This window comes from Ruegeria aquimaris (assembly GCF_025751555.1).
In the GTDB taxonomy this organism is placed as follows: domain Bacteria; phylum Pseudomonadota; class Alphaproteobacteria; order Rhodobacterales; family Rhodobacteraceae; genus Ruegeria_B; species Ruegeria_B aquimaris.
The window spans coordinates 50,373-71,485 of record NZ_JAOWLB010000015.1; the positions used below are offsets into that span (position 1 = coordinate 50,373).

A 21,113-nucleotide genomic window follows, 5' to 3' on the forward strand; every position below is an offset into this window, starting at 1 on the left:
TCAGATGCAGGAATCGTTGACGGGTGGGAAAAACGCTGGTAACGCCTTTATTGAACGGTTGTTCATTAATGCGGAGAGGAGAGCGCGATGTTCGCAGCTACCATGCAATTCGATCTGGGCGAGGACGTGAACGCGCTGCGCGACATGGTGCATCGCTGGGCGCAGGAGCGGGTCCGCCCGATGGCCGCCGAGATCGACCAGACCAACGAGTTTCCCAACCAGCTGTGGCGCGAGATGGGCGATCTGGGCCTGTTGGGCATCACGGTGCCCGAGGAGTTCGGCGGCGCGGGCATGTCGTACCTGGCGCATGTGGTCGCGGTCGAAGAGATCGCGCGCGCCAGCGCCTCGGTCAGCCTCAGCTATGGCGCGCATTCCAACCTCTGCGTCAACCAGATCAAGCTGAACGGCAATGACGAGCAAAAGCGCAAATACCTGCCGGGCCTGGTCTCGGGTGAGCATGTGGGCGCGCTGGCCATGTCCGAGGCGGGCGCCGGATCGGACGTGGTGTCGATGAAGCTGCGCGCCGAAAAGCGCAACGACCACTATCGCCTGAACGGCAACAAGTACTGGATCACCAACGGCCCCGACGCCGATACGCTGGTGGTTTATGCCAAGACCGATCCCGAGGCCGGCAGCAAGGGCATCACCGCCTTTCTGATCGAGAAGTCGATGAAGGGGTTCTCGACCTCCAAGCATTTCGACAAGATGGGCATGCGCGGCTCGAACACCGCCGAACTGGTATTCGAGGATGTCGAAGTGCCGTTTGAGAACGTGCTGGGTCAAGAGGGGCGCGGCGTTGCCGTGCTGATGTCGGGTCTCGATTACGAACGCGTGGTGCTTGCGGGCATCGGCACCGGCATCATGGCCGCCTGTCTGGACGAGATCATGCCGTATATGGCCGAGCGCAAGCAGTTCGGCAAACCGATCGGAACCTTCCAGCTGATGCAAGGCAAGATCGCCGACATGTACACGGCGATGAATTCAGCCCGCGCCTATATCTATGAGGTGGCCAAGGCCTGTGACCGGGGCGACGTGACCCGTCAGGACGCCGCCGCCTGCTGTCTTTATGCCAGTGAACAGGCGATGGTGCAGGCGCATCAGGCGGTGCAGGCGATGGGCGGTGCCGGGTTCCTGTCGGACAGCGCAGTCAGCCGTATCTTCCGCGATGCCAAGCTGATGGAGATCGGCGCCGGCACCTCGGAGATCCGCCGCATGCTGATCGGCCGCGAGCTGATGAATACGGTGCTCTGAAAACGCAAACGGCCCGCAAGCCGAGGGAACTTGCGGGCCGCCTGTCTTGCCGGGGAGGGATCAGAACCGATGCACGTACTGGACGCCGATCACCAGCGGGTCGATCTCGGCCGTGCCGATTGCGGCACCGTTCAGGGTGGCGTCGGTTTCGATGTTGATCCAGCGCGCGTTCAGACGCAGCGCGCCGCGGTCGCTGATCTGATAGTCGAGGCCCGCGTTCACGGCGACACCAAAGCTGTCATCCAGTTTCAGGGTGCCGAGCGGCGAGCTTTCCTCGAAGAACGTGGTGTAGTTCACACCGAGGCCGACATAGGGTTTCCAGGCCGAGTTGGTCGGGAAGTGATAGTTCAGCGACAGGGTCGGCGGCAGGTGTTTGACAGTACCGGCATAGCCGATGCCGCTGATCGAAACGTCATGCTTGAACGGCGTTGCGGCCAGCAGCTCGATGCCCAGATTGTCGCGGATGAAGTACTCGACGGTAAAGATAGGTTGGGTGTTGTCGTCCACCGTGGCAATGCCACCGGCCATGGTGCCATTGTTGGATTTGGGGTTCACATAACCCACACCGACACCGACGGTCCAGTCGCCCTGAGATTGAGCCGCGAGCGGTCCGGCCAGAGTGGCAAGGGCAGTGGAAAGCGCCAGGGCAGCAGCCATACGTGTCATGAGAGTACCTTTGGTTTAGTTGACGCCCCGGTTCTGCTCCCGGACATATGCGGATTCTCTGATTTGGATCAACTTCCGATGAAGTTCCGCCGCGTAACCAATTATGTTTATTTGGAAAACACGTTTGAAACGCCTTCTGGACAAGGGCCTTTCGGCAGGGTGTTCCAGTGACATTTGCGGCGCGCATACCGGGTTTGCGTCCTGATGGGGGCTGGGATTTGCCCGAGCGTCTGAACATGGCGCGGCAATGCCTGTCGCAACCTGCCGACGCGCTGGCGATCATCGACCTGACCGGACCCGCGCGGCGCGACATCACCCATGGCGAACTGACAGGCATGGTGCAGGGGCTGGCGCGGGCGCTGCTGCCGCGCGTGGCGCCGGGCGACCGGGTCGGCGTGCTGCTCAGCCAGTCGCCCTGGTGCGCGGCGGCGCATCTGGCGCTCTGGCATATCGGTGCCATTTCCGTGCCGCTGTTCAAGCTGTTCCAGCGGGACGCGCTGCGCAGCCGTCTGGAGGATTCCGGCGCCCGGCTGGTGCTGACCGATGCCGAGGGCGCGACCCTGCTGGGCGATCTGGCGACCCCGCTGATGGCGGCCGAGATCGGGATGCCGGGCGAGCCGGTGCCGCAAGCCGATACGCGGCCCGAGGATCCGGCGGTGCTGATCTATACTTCGGGCACCACGGGCCGGGCCAAGGGCGCGCTGCATGGCCACCGGGTGCTGACCGGCCATTTGCCGGGCGTCTCGATCAGCCACAATCACCTGCGCCCGGGCGATTGCCTGTGGACGCCCGCCGACTGGGCCTGGATTGGCGGTCTGTTCGACGTGCTGATGCCGGGGCTGGCGCTGGGCATTCCGGTGGTGGCCGCGCGGCTGGACAAGTTCAGCGCCAATGCCTGCACCGATGTGATCGCGCGGGGCGGGGTCCGCAACGTGTTCTTTCCGCCCACCGCGCTCCGCATGCTCAAGGCGGCGGATCAGGCCATTCCCGGCCTGCGCTCGGTCGCCTCGGGCGGCGAGCCGCTGGGTGCCGAGATGCTGGCCTGGGGCGAGGGTGCCTTTGGCCTGACGATCAATGAATTCTACGGCCAGACCGAGTGCAACATGACCGTGTCCTCCTGTGCCGCCGATTTCCCGGTGCGTCCGGGCTGTATCGGCCAGCCGGTGCCGGGGCATGAGGTTGCGGTGATCGACGATGCGGGTCAGCCCACAAAGGGCGAGGGCGATGTCGCCGTGCGGCGCGGCTCGGCCTCGATGCTGCTGGAATACTGGCGCAACCCGGCAGCCACCGCCGAGAAGTTCCGGGGCGATTGGCTGGTGACCGGCGACCGGGGCGTGTGGGAGGGCGAGTACCTCCGTTTCGTGGGGCGCGAGGATGACGTGATCACCTCGGCCGGCTACCGCATCGGCCCGGCAGAGATCGAGGATTGCCTGCTGACCCATCCGGGCGTTGCGACCGTGGGCGTGGTCGGCAAGCCCGACCCGCTCAGGACCGAGATCGTCAAGGCCTATGTGGTGCTGAAACCGGGCGCCCGGGCCAGCGCCGAAGAACTGCAAGCCTGGGTCAAGGACCGGCTCGCCCAATATTCTTACCCGCGCGAGGTGGCGTTTCTGGACGCGCTGCCGATGACGGTGACAGGTAAAGTGATCCGCAAGGAATTGAAGCGCCGCGCAGCGGCAGAACTGGAGGCCAATCCATGAAACTCACATCCAAGGCCATGCCCGCCTCCGAGGGCTTCAAGGCGAACCGCGCCGCGCATCTGGAGGCGCTGGCGCAGATCGGGGCGGCGGCCGAGGCCGCGCGTCTGGGCGGCGGTGAAAAATCGCGGGCCCGCCACGAAAGCCGGGGCAAGATGCTGCCGCGCCGCCGGGTGGCCAACCTGCTCGATCCGGGCTCGCCCTTTCTGGAAATCGGCGCCACCGCAGCCCATGACATGTATGACAACGCGGCTCCCGCCGCCGGTGTCGTCGCCGGGATCGGCCGGGTCGAGGGGCAGGAAGTCATGGTCGTCTGCAACGACGCCACGGTAAAGGGCGGCACCTATTACCCGATGACGGTCAAGAAACACCTGCGCGCGCAGGAGATCGCCGAGGAAAACAACCTGCCTTGCATCTATCTGGTGGACAGCGGTGGCGCCAACCTGCCCAACCAGGACGAGGTGTTCCCGGACCGCGATCACTTTGGCCGCATCTTCTATAACCAGGCGCGGATGAGTGCGAAGGGCATCCCGCAGATCGCGGTTGTGATGGGCTCCTGCACCGCAGGCGGCGCTTATGTTCCGGCCATGTCCGACGTCACCATCATCGTCAAGGAACAGGGCACCATCTTTCTCGCTGGCCCGCCGCTGGTCAAGGCGGCCACGGGAGAGGTGGTCAGCGCCGAAGACCTCGGCGGCGGTGACGTGCACACGCGCTTATCGGGCGTGGCCGATTACCTGGCCGAGGATGACGCCCACGCGCTGGCGCTGGCGCGCCGCGCGGTGCGTTCGCTCAACCGCCGCAAGCCGCTGACGGTGGACTGGGCCAGCCCCGAGGAACCGGCATACGATCCCGAGGAAATCCTGGGCGTGGTGCCCGCCGACCTGAAAACCCCCTATGACATCCGCGAGGTGATCGCGCGGCTGGTCGATGGTTCGCGCTTTGACGAGTTCAAGCCGCGCTTTGGCGAGACCATCGTCTGCGGTTTTGCCCATCTCAAGGGTTGCCCGATCGGCATCATCGCCAATAATGGCGTGATCTTCAGCGAGGCGGCGCAGAAGGCGGCGCATTTCGTGGAACTGTGCAGCCAGCGCAAGATCCCGCTGGTGTTCCTGCAAAACATCACCGGTTTCATGGTAGGCCGCAAATACGAGAACGAAGGTATTGCGCGCCACGGCGCCAAGATGGTGACGGCGGTCGCCACCACCAGCGTACCCAAGATCACCATGCTGGTGGGCGGCTCGTTTGGCGCGGGCAACTATGGCATGGCGGGCCGCGCCTATCAGCCGCGCTTCCTGTGGACCTGGCCCAACAGCCGCATCTCGGTGATGGGCGGCGAACAGGCGGCGGGGGTTCTGGCCACCGTCAAGCGGGACGGGATCGAGCGGGCAGGCGGCAGTTGGTCGGCTGAGGAAGAGGCCGAGTTCAAACGCCCGACGCTGGAGATGTTCGAGCGCCAGTCGCACCCGCTCTATGCCAGCGCCCGGCTTTGGGATGATGGCATCATCGACCCCCGCAAGAGCCGCGACGTGCTGGCCCTGTCGCTGAGCGCCGCGCTGAACGCGCCCATCGAGGAGACACGTTTCGGCGTGTTCCGGATGTGAACTTCATTTCGCGAAAAATACTCCGGGGGTCCGGGGGCAGAGCCCCCGGCGCGACGGTCGCCTGTCGTGGGGCCACCGGGGTCGATGCGGGCAAGACCGAGAAGAGGGATTTGCCATGATACGAACAAGGCTTACCGAGACCTTCGGATTGGACTATCCGATCGTATCGGCCCCGATGGCCAAGGTGGCCGGTGGGCGGCTGGCAGCGGCGGTGTCGCGGGCGGGCGGTCTGGGTCTGATCGGCGGCGGCTATTGCGAGGCCGACTGGATCGAGACCGAATTCGCAAATGCCGGGAATACCGCCGTTGGTTGCGGTTTCATCACCTGGCGGTTGGCAGAGGCGCCGCAGGTGCTGGATGCGGCGCTGGATCATGGGCCGCGGGCGGTGTTTCTATCCTTTGGCGACCCTCGGCCCTTTGCTGAACGGATCCATGCGGCCGGGGCGGCGCTGATCTGTCAGGTACAGACACTGGGTGATGCGCGCCAGGCGGTCGAGGCCGGGGCGCGGGTGATCGTCGCTCAGGGTGGCGAGGCAGGTGGTCATGGCGCCAACCGGGCGACCCTGACGCTGGTGCCCGAAGTGGCGGATTTCCTGCGTTCGGCTGCTCCTGGAACACTGCTGCTGGCGGCGGGGGGGATAGCCGACGGGCGGGGCCTGGCTGCGGCCTTGATGCTGGGCGCGGACGGGGTGCTGGTGGGGACGCGGTTCTGTCTGAGCGACGAGGCGCTGATCCCGCCGCAGTTTCAGCAGGCGGGTATTGCGGCCAGCGGGGATCAGACCGTTGCCACCAAGGTGGTCGATATCGTGCGCGGTTATGACTGGCCCGAGCGCTTTCGTATCCGCGTTCTCGACAATGCATTCACCGCGCGCTGGCAGGGGGATCTGGACGGGCTTCGCGCCGATCCCGCGCAGCACGCGACCTGGGCCGAAGCGCTGGCGGCGGGTGACCCGTCGGTCGCCAATCCGGTGCTGGGCGAGGGCATCGGGCTGGTCAAGGGCAGCGCCCCCGCGGCGGAAATCATGAAACAGATGGCCCACGAGGCCGAGGCCCTGCTTGCGGGCGGCTGGGACAGAAGGAAGAGCTAGATGTTCGACAAGATCCTGATTGCGAACCGGGGCGAGATCGCCTGCCGAGTGATGGAAACGGCGCAGCGCCTGGGTGTCGCCTGTGTTGCGGTTTACTCTGATGCCGATGCCGGGGCCAAGCATGTGGCGATGGCGGACCAGGCTGTCCATATCGGCGGCGCGGCCCCGGCGGACAGCTATCTGAAGGGCGACGTGATCATTCAGGCGGCGCTGGATACCGGTGCGCAGGCCATCCACCCCGGATATGGGTTCCTGTCTGAGAACCCCGGTTTCGTGGATGCGGTCGAGGCGGCGGGCCTGACCTTTATCGGCCCGTCGGCCAAGGCGATCCGCGCCATGGGTCTGAAAGACGCGGCCAAGGCGCTGATGCAGGAGGCGGGCGTTCCCGTGGTGCCCGGCTATCACGGCGCCAACCAGGACCCCGAGCACCTGTCGGGGGCGGCTGATACCATCGGCTATCCGGTACTGATCAAGGCAGTCGCGGGCGGCGGCGGCAAGGGCATGCGTCTGGTCGAACGTCCGCAGGACTTTGCCGCCGCGCTCGACAGCGCGCGGGGCGAGGCGAAGACCGCCTTTGGTAACGATGCCGTGCTGATCGAGAAATATGTCTCGAAGCCCCGGCATATCGAGGTGCAGGTCTTTGGCGACGGCACCCATGCGGTGCATCTGTTCGAACGCGATTGCTCGCTGCAACGGCGTCATCAGAAGGTGATCGAGGAGGCGCCCGCGCCCGGTATGACCGAGGAGATGCGTGCCGCGATGGGCCAGGCAGGCGTGCGCGCCGCCGAGGCCATCGGGTACAAGGGCGCCGGTACGGTCGAGTTTATCGTCGACGCCTCGGACGGGCTGCGGGCTGACCGGTTCTGGTTCATGGAAATGAACACCCGGCTTCAGGTTGAACATCCGGTGACCGAGGCGATCACCGGCGTTGATCTGGTGGAATGGCAGTTGCGGGTGGCGGCCGGCGAGAGCCTGCCTGCCCGGCAAGAGGATTTGTCGATCAACGGTCATGCGTTCGAGGCGCGGATCTATGCCGAGGATGTGCCGAAAGGGTTCCTGCCCGCAACCGGCACGCTCAGCCATCTGGAGTTTCCGGCAGGCGCCCGTATCGACAGCGGCGTGCGCGCGGGCGATACTATCAGCCCCTGGTATGACCCGATGATCGCCAAGATCACCGTGCATGGCCCGACCCGTGGCGCGGCCCTGCGTCAGTTGGAACGGGCGCTGCGCTGGACCGATATCGGCGGCACCGTCACCAACGTGTCCTTCCTGCGGCTTTTGGCCTGTCAGCCGGATTTTGTCCGGGGCGATGTCGATACCGGGCTGATCGGGCGCGAGGCCGACAGCCTGACCGCCGCGCCGGTGGCCTGCACCAAGGCGCGCTCGATCGCGGCGCTGGCGGCGCTGGGCCTGCATGAGGGTGCGGGTGAATTGGGCGGCTTCACGCTGTGGGGGCCGCTGGGTTGGGATGTGACCCTGACCCACCATGACGAGGAATTCTCGGCCCGCGTTCTGGTCAGCGGTCCGGGGCAGTTCGATGTGGCGCTGGGCGACAACACGCGGCACCGCGTCGAACACAAGGGCGGCCTGTGGTGGGTCGATGCCACGCGGGTACAGGCGCGGGTTGCCCGGGGACGGGATGAACTGACCGTGTTCTGGGGCAATGGTTATCGCTTTGGTCTGATCGATCCGCTGGCGCGGGAAAGCAGCGCGGGCGGCGATACCAACGTGGTTCTGGCGCCGATGCCCGGGCTGGTGAAAGCAGTTTTTGCCAGTGCTGGGCAAGAGGTGCACGAAGGCGACCGTCTCGCCATTCTCGAAGCGATGAAGATGGAGCATTCGCTGCTGGCCGCGCGTGACGGCGTGGTGGCCGAAGTGCTGGCCGAGGCCGGATCGCAGGTCGAGGCCGGGGCCGCTCTGGTCCGGTTGGAACCCGAAGAGGCTTGACGCGCGCCCGGCGAAATCGTCGTGATGTGAGTATTTGAAACCAGAAAGAAGCGGGAGAGCGCGGATGGGCGATTTTGTCGAGATTTTCGAGGTGGGTCCGCGCGATGGGCTGCAAAACGAAAAGCGTGAGATCCCTGTAAAGGACAAGGTCGCCCTGGTCGACTGCCTGAGCCGGGCAGGGTTCAACCGGATCGAGGTGGCGAGTTTTGTGTCACCCAAATGGGTGCCGCAGATGGCGGGCTCGGCCGAGGTGTTGGCGGGCATCACGCGCGGCGAGGGCATCCGATATGCCGCGCTGACGCCGAACATGCGCGGCTACGAGGATGCGCTGGCGGCCAAGGCGGATGAAATCGCGATCTTCGCCTCGGCGTCGGAAGGGTTTTCCAAGGCCAATATCAACGCCACGATCGAGGAGAGCATCGAGCGGTTCAAACCGATCCTGAAGGCCGCGCGTCATATCGACCTGCCGGTGCGGGGTTATGTCTCTTGCGTGACGGATTGTCCCTTTGACGGGCCGACGCCGCCGGAAAAGGTGGCCGAGGTGGCCGACCGGTTGTTCTCGCTGGGCTGTTACGAGATTTCGTTGGGCGATACCATCGGACAGGCAACGCCGGACAAGATCGCCCGGATGCTGATGGCGGTGCGCGAGCGGGTTCCGGTCACGCGTCTGGCGGGGCATTACCACGACACCGCAGGCCGGGCGCTGGCCAATATCGACGCCTCGCTGGCGCTGGGCGTCCGGGTGTTCGACGCGGCGGTCGGGGGGTTGGGGGGCTGTCCTTATGCGCCGGGTGCGGCGGGCAACGTCGCGACCGAGGCGGTCGCCCTCCATCTGAAACGTCTTGGCTATCGGACCGGGCTGGATATGGGCGTGATCGAGGAAGCGGCGACCATGGCCCGCAATATGCGGGCCGCCTGAACCAGACCAAAGTCAGCCCTGTTTTCCAGGCCGCTGGGCGGCTGTTGAGGAGTGATCATGTATCAGACCATCACAATCGAGACCGACGCGCGCGGCGTCGCAACGCTCACCTTGAACCGGGTGGACAAGCATAATGCGATGTCGGCGCAGATGCTGGCGGATCTGACCCGGGCCGCTGGGGAACTGGCAGCGGACGAGGCCGTGCGCGTCGTGATCCTGACCGGCGCGGGCAAGACTTTCTGCGCTGGCGGCGATCTGGCCTGGATGCAGGCGCAGATGGCAGCGGATGCCGCCACCCGCTTTGTCGAGGCGCGCAAGCTGGCCGAGATGCTTCAGGCGCTCAATACCCTGCCCAAGCCGCTGATCGGTGCGGTGCAGGGCAACGCCTTTGGTGGCGGGGTGGGGATGGCCAGCGTCTGCGATATCGCCATTGGGGTGGACAGCCTGAAAATGGGCCTGACGGAAACCCGCCTGGGCGTCATCCCCGCCACCATCGGACCCTATGTCATCGCCCGTATGGGCGAGGCGCGGGCGCGCCGGGTGTTCATGTCGGGGCGGATCTTTGGCGCGGCCGAGGCGGTTGAACTGGGCCTTCTGGCCAGAGCGGTTCCGGCCGATGATCTTGCCACTGCGGTAGAGGCCGAAGTCGCCCCCTATCTCGCCTGTGCGCCGGGCGCGGTTGCCTCGGCCAAGGCGCTGATCCGCGATCTGGGTCCGAGGATTGACGATGCCGCGATCGACAGGACGATTCAGGCGCTGGTGGACCGCTGGGAAACCGAAGAGGCGCAAGAGGGAATCGGTGCCTTTTTCGACAAGCGCAAACCTGCATGGAATACTCAGGTTTAGGACCCGGTCGCGTCCGGGATTTCCGCCTGAAAACATTCATGAAAGCCTATGTTTGCCTGCGTCGAAATATGCGTTACTGCGGGCTTTCGTTCAGTTGACCCTCTGCGCGGGCGCGGTTAGAGAAGGTCGTGTCAACACGCCAATTGACGGCGCGTCCGAACGGGGCGCGCAGGAAAGGAGCCACTCGTGGAAGAGCTGTTGCGGGAATACCTCCCGATCCTCGTGTTTCTGGTCGTCGCAGCCGGTCTTGGCATAGTTCTGATTCTCGCTGCGGTGGTTCTGGCCGTGCGCAATCCCGATCCCGAAAAGGTCAGCGCTTATGAATGCGGGTTCAACGCCTTCGACGATGCGCGGATGAAGTTCGACGTCCGGTTCTATCTGGTGTCGATCCTGTTCATCATCTTCGACCTGGAAATCGCGTTCCTGTTCCCCTGGGCCGTCGGGTTCAAGGACATCAGCGATGTGGGCTTCTGGTCGATGATGGTTTTCCTGGGCGTGCTGACCATCGGCTTTGCCTATGAATGGAAGAAAGGGGCGCTGGAATGGCAGTGATGACGGGTGCCAACACCGCGGGCGTCGACAAGGAAGTCGCCACCCGGGCCCTGAATGCCGAGTTGCAGGACAAGGGGTTCCTGCTGACCTCGACCGAGGACATCATCAACTGGGCGCGCACCGGCTCGCTGCACTGGATGACCTTCGGTCTGGCCTGCTGCGCGGTCGAGATGATGCACACCTCGATGCCGCGCTATGACGCCGAACGCTTTGGCATCGCGCCGCGCGCCTCGCCGCGCCAGTCGGACGTGATGATCGTGGCCGGCACGCTGACCAACAAGATGGCGCCGGCGCTGCGCAAGGTCTACGACCAGATGCCCGAGCCGCGCTACGTGATCTCGATGGGGTCCTGTGCCAATGGCGGCGGCTATTATCACTACAGCTATTCGGTTGTACGTGGCTGTGACCGGATCGTGCCGGTCGACATCTATGTGCCGGGCTGCCCGCCGACCGCCGAGGCGCTGTTGTATGGGCTGTTGCAGTTGCAACGCAAGATCCGCCGCACCGGCACCATCGTGCGCTGAGGGGACCCGGGTATGAGTGAAGCACTGACAGAACTGGGCACGCAACTGGAACTCAAGCGCGCAGATTGTGTGTTGTCCTGGGACATCGCGTTTGGTGAGCTGAATGTCGACGTGGCGCCTTCGAACCTGGTTGAATTTGTCGATTTCCTGAAATCGAATCAATCCTGCCGGTTCTCGACCCTGGTCGATATCACCGCTGTCGACTACCCCGAGCGCGCCAAGCGGTTCGATGTGGTCTACCATTTCCTCAGCATGTATCAGAACCAGCGCATCCGGCTGCGGGTTTCGATCCGTGAAGACGAGATGGTTCCGTCCATCGTGGGCGTTCACCCTTCGGCCAACTGGTTCGAGCGCGAGGTGTTCGACATGTTCGGCATCCTGTTCACCGGTCACCCCGATCTGCGCCGTATCCTGACCGACTATGGCTTTCGCGGCTATCCGTTGCGCAAGGATTTTCCGACCACCGGCTATACCGAGGTGCGTTATGACGAGGCGGAAAAGCGGGTGGTCTACGAACCCGTGAACCTGGTGCAGGAATACCGGCAATTCGATTTCATGTCCCCTTGGGAAGGCGCGAACTACATTCTTCCGGGGGATGAGAAGAAGGAGGCCAAGTGATGGAGTTCCTCTTCTGGCTCGTGTGGACGGTTGCGACCATCGTGCCGATGTTGAAACTGCTGCCGCACTTCGGGATCGACAAGTACTGGGCGTTGGTCTGCGTGGTTCCCATCGGGGCGATTGCGCTGCTCTGGTGGATGGCGGTGAAGCTGCAAGAGTTGGAGCGCAGGTGACATGATGATGATCCTGGGTGAAATGACAGCCCTGGCGGCATTCGGGGCGATCCTTGTCGGGGTCGCGGTCAAGGTAGCGGAGACGCAGGGCGCCCGGGCTCGGGCCGCGGCGAAGACGAACAAGCGGCGCTGATCGCGTCGGCGACGGGGCCGCGTGCCCCGGCGCGAATTGTAATCCGGGGTGCCCCGGACAGGAGAGACAGATGATGGATGGCGGCAAGGGCTTCGAGGACGCGCTGACGGGCGAGCAGAAGATCCGCAACTTCAACATCAACTTCGGCCCGCAGCACCCTGCGGCGCATGGCGTGCTGCGTCTGGTGTTGGAGCTTGACGGCGAGATCGTCGAACGGTGTGACCCCCATATCGGGCTGTTGCATCGCGGTACCGAAAAGCTGATGGAAAGCCGCACCTATCTGCAAAACCTGCCTTATTTCGACCGGCTCGACTATGTTGCGCCGATGAACCAGGAACATGCCTGGTGTCTGGCGATCGAACGCCTGACAGGTGTCGAGGTGCCGCGTCGCGCCAGCCTGATCCGGGTGCTTTACTCGGAAATCGGCCGTATCCTGAACCACCTGTTGAACGTGACCACCCAGGCGATGGACGTGGGCGCGCTGACCCCGCCGCTTTGGGGATTCGAAGAGCGCGAAAAACTGATGATCTTTTACGAGCGGGCCTGTGGCGCGCGTCTGCACGCGGCTTATTTCCGGCCCGGCGGCGTGCATCAGGACCTGCCCGACGCGCTGTTGGACGATATCGAGGCGTGGAGCCACAGCTTCCCCAAGGTGCTCGATGACATCGACGGGCTGCTCACCGAGAACCGAATCTTCAAGCAGCGCAACTGCGATATCGGCGTGGTGACCGAGGAGGAGATCCTGCAATACGGATTCTCTGGTGTGATGGTGCGCGGCTCGGGTCTGGCCTGGGATTTGCGGCGCGCGCAGCCCTATGAATGCTATGACGAGTTCGATTTCCAGGTGCCGGTGGGCAAGAACGGCGATTGTTACGACCGTTACCTGTGCCGGATGGAAGAGATGCGCCAGTCGATCTCGATCATCCGCCAGGCCATTGCCAAGCTGCGCGATTGCCCCGGCGACGTGCTGGCGCGCGGTAAGCTGACGCCACCCAAACGCGGCGACATGAAAACCTCGATGGAAAGCCTGATCCATCACTTCAAGCTCTACACCGAAGGGTTCCACGTACCCGCTGGCGAGGTCTATGCCGCCGTTGAGGCGCCCAAGGGCGAGTTCGGCGTCTATCTGGTGGCTGATGGTACCAACAAACCCTATCGCTCCAAGATCCGGGCGCCGGGTTATCTGCATCTTCAGGCGATGGACCATGTCGCCAGGGGCCACCAGCTGGCCGACGTCGCCGCCATCATCGGCACGATGGACGTTGTGTTCGGGGAGATCGACAGATGAGCCCGATGCGATCCACTTTGACCGGGATGGGCATGCTGGCCGGGCTGGCTGCCTGTGAGGGTGCGCCCACAGGCGAGGGCAACACCGGCGTGATCACCGGTGAAATGCGCGCTGACTATCTGGATGCCGTGGCCAGTGTCGGCTGCGTGCTGCGGGACGAGCGCCAATATGGTGCCGTCGATTTTCAGGCCGGTCTGAGCCGCGAGCAGACGCTGGCGATCACCGCGAGTTATCTGTCGAAGGGCCAGGCGGAACGGTTGGGCGATGGCAACTCCATCCGCATCAACACCGGGCCCTGTGCCGCGTAACGGGAAATAGAAGGACAAGAACACCATGCTACGCCGTCTGCATCCCGAACAGCCCGACAGCTTTGCCTTTACGCCCGCCAACCTGGCCTGGGCCGAGGCGCAGGTCACTAAGTTTCCCGAAGGTCGTCAGGCCAGCGCGGTCATCCCGCTCTTGTGGCGCGCGCAAGAGCAGGAGGGCTGGCTGACCCGGCCCGCCATCGAAGCTGTCGCCGACATGCTGGGCATGGCCTATATCCGGGTTCTCGAAGTTGCCTCATTCTATTTCATGTTCCAGCTGCAACCGGTTGGAACTGTTGCGCATATCCAGATCTGCGGCACCACCTCCTGCATGATCTGCGGCGCCGAGGACCTGATCGCGGTCTGCAAGGAAAAGATCGCCGCCAAACCCCATACCCTGTCCGCCGATGGCAAGTTCAGCTGGGAAGAGGTGGAATGCCTCGGGTCCTGCACCAACGCCCCCATGGCGCAGATCGGCAAGGATTATTACGAGGATCTGACCGCCAAGCGGTTCGGCGAGCTTCTGGACGAACTGGCAGCGGGCAAGGTGCCGGTGCCCGGCCCTCAGAACGGGCGTTACGCCTCCGAACCGCTCAAGGGGCTGACCAGTCTCACCGAGTATGACAGCGGCAAGACGCGCTATAATGCCAGCGTGCAGCTGGCCACCGATATCGGCGACACGGTCAAGCGGATCGACGGCACCGAAGTTCCGCTGCTGACGCCGTGGATCGGCAAGGATGGCACGGTCGCCAGCCGCGCGGGCAAGGTCAGCCCGCCGCCTGCACCCGCCGCGCCGAAACCGGCGGTCAAGCAGACTCCCAAGGCCGAGGTGAAGCCCGAGAGCGCAACCGAAGAGGCGGGTGAGGAACAACCCCTGACCCTGAGCGCCGCGCGAGAAGGTGGCGCGGACGACCTCAAGCTGCTCAAGGGCGTGGGGCCGAAGCTGGAAGGCGTGCTGAACGAGCTGGGTTTCTATCATTTCGATCAGATTGCCGCCTGGACTCCGGCCCAGGTGGCCTGGGTCGATGAACGGCTGAAGTTCAAGGGCCGGATCGAACGCGACGGCTGGATCGAACAAGCCCGCCAATTGGCGGCGGGCGAGGAAACGGAATTTGCCAAACGGGCGAAAAAGGACGGAATTTACGACGAATAACTGACAACAGGGAGACCACATCATGACGACCTCGACGGACAAGACGGCGGACACGGCACGTGTCTGGAAACGGGCGGCCTATGGCGGGCTTGTCGTTGCGGGGGTGATCCTGGTGTTTGGTCAGACAAGTGTCATGACCGCCGCTATCGCAGGTGTGGCGGCCTTTGCCGCTGGCGGCTACCTTGGCGGACGGATGTACGGCGCGGTGCAGGAGGCCCAGGAACGGGCCGAACTGGCCACGCAAACACTGGCCGATGTCGCCCCAAGCGCCCCGGCGCCGATGGCACCGGCGGCAAGCGCGGCAGCGGAACCCGAGCTGGTCGCGACAACAGTCGAGGCCGCAGGAGAGATGAAATTGGTTCAGCCGTCCAAGGCCTTGCCGGGCGAAGCTGAACTGGCCGCGCGCAAGGGCACGTGGCGATATGAAGGAAACAGTGCCACGGCGTGACCCGTGGTGCGCACTGGAAACATGGACGAGAAACTGGAACAGGACATTGCCCGCAAGGGTCGCCACATCGCCTTGGTCATCGCCGTGACCATGGTGCTGTGGCTTGTCCTGTCGATGTTCATCGGTCCGGCGCTGGGGCTGCCGGGCCGGTACGCGCTGCTCTTCGATTTCGCAGCACTTGCCGGTTTCATCTATGCGGTGATCAACATTTTTCAACTCTGGCGCCTGCGTCAGGATAGCCAAAGGTAGGCAGGAAGCATGCTGAAGGATCAGGACCGGATCTTTACCAATCTCTACGGGATGCACGACCGCACGCTGAAAGGCGCGATGGCGCGCGGCCATTGGGACGGAACCGCCGGCATCATCGCCAAGGGGCGGGACTGGATCATCCAGCAGATGAAGGACAGCGGGCTGCGCGGGCGCGGCGGCGCGGGCTTCCCCACCGGTCTGAAATGGTCCTTCATGCCCAAGGAAAGCGATGGCCGCCCCTCCTATCTGGTGGTCAATGCCGATGAATCCGAGCCGGGCACCTGCAAGGACCGGGAAATCATGCGCCACGATCCGCACACGCTGATCGAGGGCTGCCTGATCGCCAGTTTCGCGATGAACGCAAACGCCTGTTATATCTACATTCGCGGTGAATACATCCGCGAGCGCGAGGCGCTTCAAGCCGCGATTGACGAGGCCTATGACGCGGGCCTGTTGGGCAAGAACGCCGCCAAGTCGGGCTGGGACTTCGACCTCTATCTGCATCACGGCGCGGGCGCCTATATCTGCGGCGAGGAAACCGCCCTGATCGAAAGCCTCGAAGGCAAGAAGGGCATGCCCCGGATGAAGCCGCCCTTCCCGGCGGGGGCAGGGCTGTATGGCTGCCCGACCACGGTCAACAACGTCGAATCCATCGCGGTTGTGCCCACCATCCTGCGGCGCGGGCCGGAATGGTTCGCGGGCTTTGGCCGCCAGAACAACGCGGGCACCAAGCTGTTTGCCATTTCGGGTCATGTGAACAACCCCTGTGTGGTCGAAGAGGCGATGTCGATCTCGTTCCAGGAACTGATCGAGACCCATTGCGGCGGCATTCGCGGCGGTTGGGACAACCTGCTGGCGGTGATCCCGGGTGGCTCCTCTGTTCCCTGCGTGCGCGGGGAAAAGATGAAGGACGCGATCATGGATTTCGATTACCTGCGCGGCGAACTGGGCTCGGGCCTGGGCACGGCGGCGGTGATCGTGATGGACAAATCCACCGATATCGTGAAAGCGATCTGGCGGCTCAGCAAGTTCTACAAGCATGAAAGCTGCGGCCAGTGCACGCCCTGCCGCGAAGGCACCGGCTGGATGATGCGGGTGATGGATCGTCTGGTGCGCGGCGAGGCCGAACTGGAAGAAATCGACATGCTGTGGGACGTGACCAAGCAGGTCGAGGGCCATACCATCTGTGCCCTGGGCGATGCGGCGGCCTGGCCGATCCAGGGCCTGATCCGCAATTTCCGCGACGAAATCGAGGATCGCATCAAGGCGCAGAAATCGGGCCGCATGGGTGCGATGGCGGCGGAGTGAGCGAAATGAGCATGACCCCCACCTCTCGCCAGTTTCAACGCGCCGTGCTGGCCATGCTGATCGGTGCGCTGGCCGTGACCGCCGCTTGCACCCGAACAAAGCGCGAGAACCGGCTTCTGTTTGGTGGTCACTACTTCCCGGTCAAGGCCAAACCCGTCGACAAGAAAGTCAGCCTGGCCAATTTCACGGTGACCGTGGACAAGGCCAGCCAGTCGCCCGATGACGCGCGCGAGGCCGGGCGGCATGGTGGCACGGTCTACTGCATCGGCAACTACGGTACCTCCGAGATCGAATGGTCGCTTGGACCGGACAGCGATCCGGCACAGTTGCGCATTGTCGACGACAAGCTGACCTTCAGCGGAACCTGCCAGCGGCCATGACGCGGCTTGTGGCATATCCTTGCCGATCCGGCGTGGCGTTATTGAATAACGTCCCTGGACTGCCTCGATTTGGAGTTTCCAAATCGAAGGGATATTCCATGCCAAAACGTGCAATCACAGCATTCGCAACGGCCCTCTGTCTCGGCGCGGCGGCTGCGGCTGCGGCCAAGCCGCCATTGCGCGAAGTGCCCGAGATCGCAGACGGGATTTTCACCATCGTGGTGGCGAACGAAATCCGCAAGAAATGCGACGATATCGACGGCCGCATTTTCAAAGGGATCGGCGAGATCCGTCGCCTGCGGGCAAGGGCCAACGAGCTTGGCTATTCCGACGACGAAATCCGCGCGGTCCTCGACTCGGACGATGAGAAAGAACGGATGCGCGCCAGAGGCCGCGTCTACATGGCCGAGCTGGGCCTCAACTATGACAAGCCGGGCGACCTGTGCCGACTGGGCCGGCTGGAAATTTCGAACAAAAGCGCAATCGGCGCGCTACTGAGGGCGAATTAGATCATGTCTGACCTCCGCAAGATCAACATCGACGGGCACGAGATCGAAGTCGAGGGCGCAATGACCCTGATCCAGGCCTGCGAAGTGGCCGGGATCGAGGTGCCGCGCTTCTGCTATCACGAACGTCTGTCGATCGCGGGCAATTGCCGGATGTGCCTGGTCGAGGTCGTGGGCGGCCCGCCGAAACCGGCGGCCTCCTGCGCGATGCAGGTGCGCGACCTGCGCCCGGGGCCGGAAGGCCAGCCGCCGGTGGTCAAGACCAACTCGCCGATGGTCAAGAAGGCCCGCGAGGGCGTGATGGAGTTCCTGCTCATCAACCACCCGCTGGATTGCCCGATCTGCGATCAGGGCGGCGAATGCGATCTGCAAGACCAGGCCATGGCTTATGGCGTCGACTTCAGCCGTTTCCGCGAGGCCAAGCGCGCGGTGGACGATCTGAACCTGGGCCCGCTGGTCGGTACCGCGATGACCCGCTGCATTTCCTGCACCCGCTGCGTGCGCTTCACCACCGAGGTGGCGGGCATCACCCAGATGGGCCAGACCGGCCGGGGCGAGGACGCCGAGATCACCAGCTATCTGAACCAGACGCTGGATTCGAACCTTCAGGGTAACATCATAGACCTGTGCCCGGTGGGTGCGCTGACCTCGAAACCCTATGCGTTCACCGCCCGTCCCTGGGAGTTGACCAAGACCGAGAGCATCGACGTGATGGATGCGCTGGGATCGAACATCCGCGTCGATACCAAGGGGCGCGAGGTGATGCGTATCCTGCCGCGCAACCATGACGGCGTGAACGAAGAGTGGATCAGCGACAAGACCCGCTTTGTATGGGACGGGCTGCGCCGCCAGCGGCTGGACCGGCCTTATGTGCGTGTCAATGGGAAGCTGAAGCCCGCCACCTGGCCCGAGGCGCTGAGTGCCGCCGCGACTGCCATGAAGGGCAAGAAACTCGCCGGCCTGATCGGTGATCTGGTCCCGGTCGAGGCCGCATTTGCCCTGAAACAGCTGGTCGAGGGGCAGGGCGGCAAGGTGGAATGCCGGGTCGACAATGCCCGCCTGCCGATCGGCAACCGGGGTGCCTATGTCGGCACCGCCGCCATCGAGGATATCGACGACGCCGAAATGATCCTGCTCATTGGCACCAACCCGCGCGACGAGGCGCCGGTGCTGAACGCGCGTATCCGCAAGGCCTGGACCCGGGGCGCCGAAGTGGCGCTGATCGGCCCTGCCGCCGATCTGACCTATGACTATTACCACGCGGGCACCGACCGGCAGGCGCTGGCCGACATGATCGCCCAAGGCGTCTCGGACGAGACCCGCGAAAACAAGAAGACGCTGGTGATCGTGGGGCAGGGCGCCCTGCGCGAGGCCGACGGTCTGGCGGTTCTGGCCGCCGCGCAGAAGATGGCCGAAATCTCGGGCTCGGGCTTGTTGGTGCTGCACAGCGCGGCTGGCCGCGTGGGCGCCATGGATATCGGCGCAGTGACGGAGGGGGGCATCGAGGCCGCCATCGACGGGGCCGAGGTGATCTATAGCCTGGGCGCCGACGAGGTCGAAATCGACGCCGGTGCATTCGTTATCTATCAGGGCAGCCATGGCGACCGGGGCGCTCATCGCGCCGACGTGATCCTGCCCGGTGCCGCCTATACCGAGGAAAACGGCCTGTTCGTCAACACCGAAGGCCGACCGCAACTGGCCATGCGCGCGGGCTTTGCTCCGGGCGAGGCCAAGGAAAACTGGGCCATCCTGCGGGCGCTGAGCGCCGAGCTGGACGCCACGTTGCCCTACGATTCGCTGGCGCAACTGCGTCAGGCTCTGGTGGCCGAGGTGCCGCATCTGGCGCAGATCGACCAGGTGCCCGAAAACGCGGTCGAGGCGCTGGAACAGGGCCCGCTGGGCGCGGCCAGCTTCCGCAACGCGGTGGACGATTTCTATCTCTCGAACCCGATTGCCCGGGCCAGCGCCCTGATGGCCGAACTGTCGGCCGCCGCCAAGGCGCGCCGGGCGGAGAAGATCGCCGCAGAATGACCCGCCTCGCGCTCATATCGCCCCTGGCCCTGATGGCCTGCGCCGAACCGGCGCAGGATCAGGTGTCGCGTTTCGCGCCCCAATATATGGGTGTCGAAACCGCGCTGCTGGAAGGTGATCTGGTGCAATTCGGGGTGCGGATGAGCGGCGCGCGCAGCGCCGCCGATCTGGACGACTATGCCGAATGCGCGGCGGCCCAATATGCCCTGATCCGGGGCTACGGCTTTGCGCGTCATTTGCGCACGAATGTGAATGAAAAGGGTGGCGTGTGGGCGGCGGATGCTGTTTACACCATCTCGCCATCCCTGCCGCGCGGGGCAAAGACCATCGACGCCGAAGTCGTGGTCGCGCACTGCGCCGAAAATGGAATACCCACGGTGTGAGGACCTATGGCTGAATTCTTTAACACCCCAGGCGGCATAGCCCTGATCATCCTGGCACAAGTGCTTGCAGTTGTTGCCTTTGTGATGATCTCGCTTCTGTTCCTCGTCTATGGCGACCGTAAGATCTGGGCTGCGGTCCAGATGCGCCGGGGCCCCAACGTGGTGGGCGTCTATGGCCTGCTGCAATCGGTGGCCGACGCGCTGAAATACGTGGTCAAGGAAGTGGTCATTCCCGCCGGCGCCGACCGGACGGTGTTCATCCTCGCGCCGATGACCTCCTTTGTGCTGGCGATGATCGCCTGGGCGGTGATCCCGTTCAACGACGGCTGGGTGCTGAGCGATATCAACGTGGCCATCCTCTATGTCTTTGCCGTCTCCTCGCTTGAGGTTTATGGCGTGATCATGGGCGGCTGGGCCTCGAACTCGAAATATCCGTTCCTGGGCTCGCTGCGATCTGCCGCTCAGATGATCTCTTACGAGGTCTCCATTGGCCTCATCATCATCGGGGTGATCCTGTCCACCGGCTCGATGAACTTTGGCGATATCGTGCGGGCGCAGGATACCGGCTGGGGCTTCTTCGGCTGGTACTGGCTGCCGCATTTCCCGATGGTCTTCCTGTTCTTCATCTCGGCGCTGGCCGAGACCAACCGCCCGCCCTTTGACCTGCCCGAGGCGGAATCGGAACTGGTGGCGGGCTATCAGGTGGAATATTCCGCCACGCCCTTCCTGCTGTTCATGGCCGGGGAATATATCGCCATCTTCCTGATGTGCGCGCTGACCTCGCTGTTGTTCTTCGGCGGCTGGCTGTCGCCCATTCCCGGCCTGCCCGACGGGGTGCTGTGGATGGTCGCCAAGATGGCGTTCTTCTTCTTCCTCTTTGCAATGGTCAAGGCGATCACGCCCCGCTACCGGTATGACCAGCTGATGCGGCTGGGCTGGAAAGTCTTCCTGCCGTTCAGCTTGGTCTGGGTGGTGTTCGTGGCCTTTGCGGCAAAATTCGACTGGTTCTGGGGCCTCTTCGCCCGCTGGACCGTGGGGGGCTGAT

Annotated in this window: 24 protein-coding genes; 23 read left to right on the top strand and 1 reads right to left on the bottom strand. The window is 64.0% G+C overall.

The annotated features are described in order from the left end of the window. Positions 1–87 precede the first annotated feature (87 nt). Positions 88–1,251: an isovaleryl-CoA dehydrogenase gene (locus tag OE747_RS17720; protein WP_263829883.1), complete on the top strand. Its 1,164-nt coding sequence runs from the start codon at positions 88–90 to the stop codon at positions 1,249–1,251. 60 nt (positions 1,252–1,311) lie between these two features. Here OE747_RS17720 and OE747_RS17725 read toward each other — a convergent pair whose 3' ends face one another. Beyond that, complete coding sequence (locus OE747_RS17725; protein WP_263829884.1) at positions 1,312–1,917, bottom strand: OmpW/AlkL family protein; 606 nt, start codon at positions 1,915–1,917, stop codon at positions 1,312–1,314. Between the two features lie 236 nt (positions 1,918–2,153). Between OE747_RS17725 and OE747_RS17730 the strand changes: the two genes are divergently transcribed. The 22 genes from OE747_RS17730 to nuoH all read left to right on the top strand — a co-directional run bounded on the left by OE747_RS17730 (position 2,154) and on the right by nuoH (position 21,112). Then, on the top strand, positions 2,154–3,617 hold the full coding sequence (locus OE747_RS17730) for an AMP-binding protein (protein ID WP_318527322.1): 1,464 nt from the start codon (positions 2,154–2,156) through the stop codon (positions 3,615–3,617). Beyond that, positions 3,614–5,218: a carboxyl transferase domain-containing protein gene (locus OE747_RS17735; RefSeq protein WP_263829885.1), complete on the top strand. Its 1,605-nt coding sequence runs from the start codon at positions 3,614–3,616 to the stop codon at positions 5,216–5,218. Before OE747_RS17730 ends, OE747_RS17735 begins: the two co-directional genes overlap by 4 nt. Before the next feature lie 115 nt (positions 5,219–5,333). Beyond that, positions 5,334–6,305 carry an NAD(P)H-dependent flavin oxidoreductase gene (locus OE747_RS17740; protein ID WP_263829886.1) on the top strand — a complete coding sequence of 324 codons (972 nt, stop codon included), beginning with the start codon at positions 5,334–5,336 and terminating at the stop codon, positions 6,303–6,305. After that, a complete protein-coding gene (locus OE747_RS17745; RefSeq protein WP_263829887.1) occupies positions 6,306–8,252 on the top strand; it encodes an acetyl-CoA carboxylase biotin carboxylase subunit in 1,947 nt (648 codons plus the stop codon). It abuts the gene before it with no gap. A gap of 64 nt (positions 8,253–8,316) precedes the next feature. Beyond that, entirely contained in the window at positions 8,317–9,171 is an 855-nt protein-coding gene (locus OE747_RS17750; protein ID WP_263829888.1) for a hydroxymethylglutaryl-CoA lyase, read from the top strand. 57 nt (positions 9,172–9,228) lie between these two features. Then, entirely contained in the window at positions 9,229–10,017 is a 789-nt protein-coding gene (locus tag OE747_RS17755) for a crotonase/enoyl-CoA hydratase family protein (RefSeq protein WP_263829889.1), read from the top strand. A gap of 186 nt (positions 10,018–10,203) precedes the next feature. Next, positions 10,204–10,569 (top strand): NADH-quinone oxidoreductase subunit A, encoded by a 366-nt coding sequence (locus tag OE747_RS17760; RefSeq protein ID WP_263388553.1) that lies wholly within the window; start codon positions 10,204–10,206, stop codon positions 10,567–10,569. Beyond that, on the top strand, positions 10,560–11,093 hold the full coding sequence (locus OE747_RS17765) for a NuoB/complex I 20 kDa subunit family protein (RefSeq protein WP_318527320.1): 534 nt from the start codon (positions 10,560–10,562) through the stop codon (positions 11,091–11,093). Before OE747_RS17760 ends, OE747_RS17765 begins: the two co-directional genes overlap by 10 nt. A gap of 12 nt (positions 11,094–11,105) precedes the next feature. Next, complete coding sequence (locus tag OE747_RS17770) at positions 11,106–11,711, top strand: NADH-quinone oxidoreductase subunit C (protein ID WP_263829890.1); 606 nt, start codon at positions 11,106–11,108, stop codon at positions 11,709–11,711. Beyond that, on the top strand, positions 11,711–11,884 hold the full coding sequence (locus OE747_RS17775) for a hypothetical protein (RefSeq protein WP_263388551.1): 174 nt from the start codon (positions 11,711–11,713) through the stop codon (positions 11,882–11,884). The genes OE747_RS17770 and OE747_RS17775 overlap by 1 nt, the downstream gene beginning before the upstream one ends. A 1-nt stretch (position 11,885) precedes the next feature. Next, complete coding sequence (locus OE747_RS17780; RefSeq protein WP_263829891.1) at positions 11,886–12,017, top strand: hypothetical protein; 132 nt, start codon at positions 11,886–11,888, stop codon at positions 12,015–12,017. Between the two features lie 73 nt (positions 12,018–12,090). After that, positions 12,091–13,305: an NADH-quinone oxidoreductase subunit D gene (locus OE747_RS17785; protein WP_263829940.1), complete on the top strand. Its 1,215-nt coding sequence runs from the start codon at positions 12,091–12,093 to the stop codon at positions 13,303–13,305. Next, positions 13,302–13,613 carry a hypothetical protein gene (locus OE747_RS17790; protein ID WP_263829892.1) on the top strand — a complete coding sequence of 104 codons (312 nt, stop codon included), beginning with the start codon at positions 13,302–13,304 and terminating at the stop codon, positions 13,611–13,613. The genes OE747_RS17785 and OE747_RS17790 overlap by 4 nt, the downstream gene beginning before the upstream one ends. 25 nt (positions 13,614–13,638) lie before the next feature. After that, complete coding sequence (gene nuoE / locus OE747_RS17795; RefSeq protein ID WP_263829893.1) at positions 13,639–14,763, top strand: NADH-quinone oxidoreductase subunit NuoE; 1,125 nt, start codon at positions 13,639–13,641, stop codon at positions 14,761–14,763. Positions 14,764–14,785: 22 nt separating this feature from the next. Further along, positions 14,786–15,211: a hypothetical protein gene (locus OE747_RS17800; RefSeq protein WP_263829894.1), complete on the top strand. Its 426-nt coding sequence runs from the start codon at positions 14,786–14,788 to the stop codon at positions 15,209–15,211. 21 nt (positions 15,212–15,232) lie between these two features. After that, a complete protein-coding gene (locus OE747_RS17805; RefSeq protein ID WP_164129243.1) occupies positions 15,233–15,460 on the top strand; it encodes a DUF5337 domain-containing protein in 228 nt (75 codons plus the stop codon). A 9-nt stretch (positions 15,461–15,469) separates the two neighbouring features. Beyond that, the gene (gene nuoF, locus OE747_RS17810) at positions 15,470–16,768 is read left to right on the top strand and encodes an NADH-quinone oxidoreductase subunit NuoF (RefSeq protein ID WP_263829895.1); all 1,299 of its coding nucleotides are present in this window, start codon (positions 15,470–15,472) and stop codon (positions 16,766–16,768) included. 5 nt (positions 16,769–16,773) lie between these two features. Further along, on the top strand, positions 16,774–17,148 hold the full coding sequence (locus OE747_RS17815) for a hypothetical protein (protein WP_263829896.1): 375 nt from the start codon (positions 16,774–16,776) through the stop codon (positions 17,146–17,148). A gap of 98 nt (positions 17,149–17,246) precedes the next feature. Next, positions 17,247–17,657: a DUF5333 domain-containing protein gene (locus tag OE747_RS17820; RefSeq protein ID WP_263829897.1), complete on the top strand. Its 411-nt coding sequence runs from the start codon at positions 17,247–17,249 to the stop codon at positions 17,655–17,657. 3 nt (positions 17,658–17,660) lie between these two features. Next, positions 17,661–19,685, top strand: coding sequence for an NADH-quinone oxidoreductase subunit NuoG (nuoG, locus tag OE747_RS17825; protein ID WP_263829898.1), 2,025 nt, complete (start codon positions 17,661–17,663; stop codon positions 19,683–19,685). Then, a complete protein-coding gene (locus OE747_RS17830) occupies positions 19,682–20,068 on the top strand; it encodes a hypothetical protein (RefSeq protein WP_164128686.1) in 387 nt (128 codons plus the stop codon). The genes nuoG and OE747_RS17830 overlap by 4 nt, the downstream gene beginning before the upstream one ends. 6 nt (positions 20,069–20,074) lie before the next feature. Then, complete coding sequence (gene nuoH / locus OE747_RS17835) at positions 20,075–21,112, top strand: NADH-quinone oxidoreductase subunit NuoH (RefSeq protein ID WP_263388542.1); 1,038 nt, start codon at positions 20,075–20,077, stop codon at positions 21,110–21,112. Position 21,113 lies beyond the last annotated feature (1 nt).

Excerpts from the sequence above, each read along its gene's own strand:
- OE747_RS17720 (WP_263829883.1), top strand. The coding sequence starts at position 88 with ATGTTCGCAGCTACCATGCAATTCGATCTGGGCGAGGACGTGAACGCG.
- OE747_RS17725 (WP_263829884.1), bottom strand. The coding sequence starts at position 1,917 with ATGACACGTATGGCTGCTGCCCTGGCGCTTTCCACTGCCCTTGCCACT.
- OE747_RS17730 (WP_318527322.1), top strand. The coding sequence starts at position 2,154 with ATGGCGCGGCAATGCCTGTCGCAACCTGCCGACGCGCTGGCGATCATC.
- OE747_RS17735 (WP_263829885.1), top strand. The coding sequence starts at position 3,614 with ATGAAACTCACATCCAAGGCCATGCCCGCCTCCGAGGGCTTCAAGGCG.
- OE747_RS17740 (WP_263829886.1), top strand. The coding sequence starts at position 5,334 with ATGATACGAACAAGGCTTACCGAGACCTTCGGATTGGACTATCCGATC.
- OE747_RS17745 (WP_263829887.1), top strand. The coding sequence starts at position 6,306 with ATGTTCGACAAGATCCTGATTGCGAACCGGGGCGAGATCGCCTGCCGA.
- OE747_RS17750 (WP_263829888.1), top strand. The coding sequence starts at position 8,317 with ATGGGCGATTTTGTCGAGATTTTCGAGGTGGGTCCGCGCGATGGGCTG.
- OE747_RS17755 (WP_263829889.1), top strand. The coding sequence starts at position 9,229 with ATGTATCAGACCATCACAATCGAGACCGACGCGCGCGGCGTCGCAACG.
- OE747_RS17765 (WP_318527320.1), top strand. The coding sequence starts at position 10,560 with ATGGCAGTGATGACGGGTGCCAACACCGCGGGCGTCGACAAGGAAGTC.
- OE747_RS17770 (WP_263829890.1), top strand. The coding sequence starts at position 11,106 with ATGAGTGAAGCACTGACAGAACTGGGCACGCAACTGGAACTCAAGCGC.
- OE747_RS17775 (WP_263388551.1), top strand. The coding sequence starts at position 11,711 with ATGGAGTTCCTCTTCTGGCTCGTGTGGACGGTTGCGACCATCGTGCCG.
- OE747_RS17780 (WP_263829891.1), top strand. The coding sequence starts at position 11,886 with ATGATGATGATCCTGGGTGAAATGACAGCCCTGGCGGCATTCGGGGCG.
- OE747_RS17785 (WP_263829940.1), top strand. The coding sequence starts at position 12,091 with ATGGATGGCGGCAAGGGCTTCGAGGACGCGCTGACGGGCGAGCAGAAG.
- OE747_RS17790 (WP_263829892.1), top strand. The coding sequence starts at position 13,302 with ATGAGCCCGATGCGATCCACTTTGACCGGGATGGGCATGCTGGCCGGG.
- nuoE (WP_263829893.1), top strand. The coding sequence starts at position 13,639 with ATGCTACGCCGTCTGCATCCCGAACAGCCCGACAGCTTTGCCTTTACG.
- OE747_RS17800 (WP_263829894.1), top strand. The coding sequence starts at position 14,786 with ATGACGACCTCGACGGACAAGACGGCGGACACGGCACGTGTCTGGAAA.
- OE747_RS17805 (WP_164129243.1), top strand. The coding sequence starts at position 15,233 with ATGGACGAGAAACTGGAACAGGACATTGCCCGCAAGGGTCGCCACATC.
- nuoF (WP_263829895.1), top strand. The coding sequence starts at position 15,470 with ATGCTGAAGGATCAGGACCGGATCTTTACCAATCTCTACGGGATGCAC.
- OE747_RS17815 (WP_263829896.1), top strand. The coding sequence starts at position 16,774 with ATGAGCATGACCCCCACCTCTCGCCAGTTTCAACGCGCCGTGCTGGCC.
- OE747_RS17820 (WP_263829897.1), top strand. The coding sequence starts at position 17,247 with ATGCCAAAACGTGCAATCACAGCATTCGCAACGGCCCTCTGTCTCGGC.
- nuoG (WP_263829898.1), top strand. The coding sequence starts at position 17,661 with ATGTCTGACCTCCGCAAGATCAACATCGACGGGCACGAGATCGAAGTC.
- OE747_RS17830 (WP_164128686.1), top strand. The coding sequence starts at position 19,682 with ATGACCCGCCTCGCGCTCATATCGCCCCTGGCCCTGATGGCCTGCGCC.
- nuoH (WP_263388542.1), top strand. The coding sequence starts at position 20,075 with ATGGCTGAATTCTTTAACACCCCAGGCGGCATAGCCCTGATCATCCTG.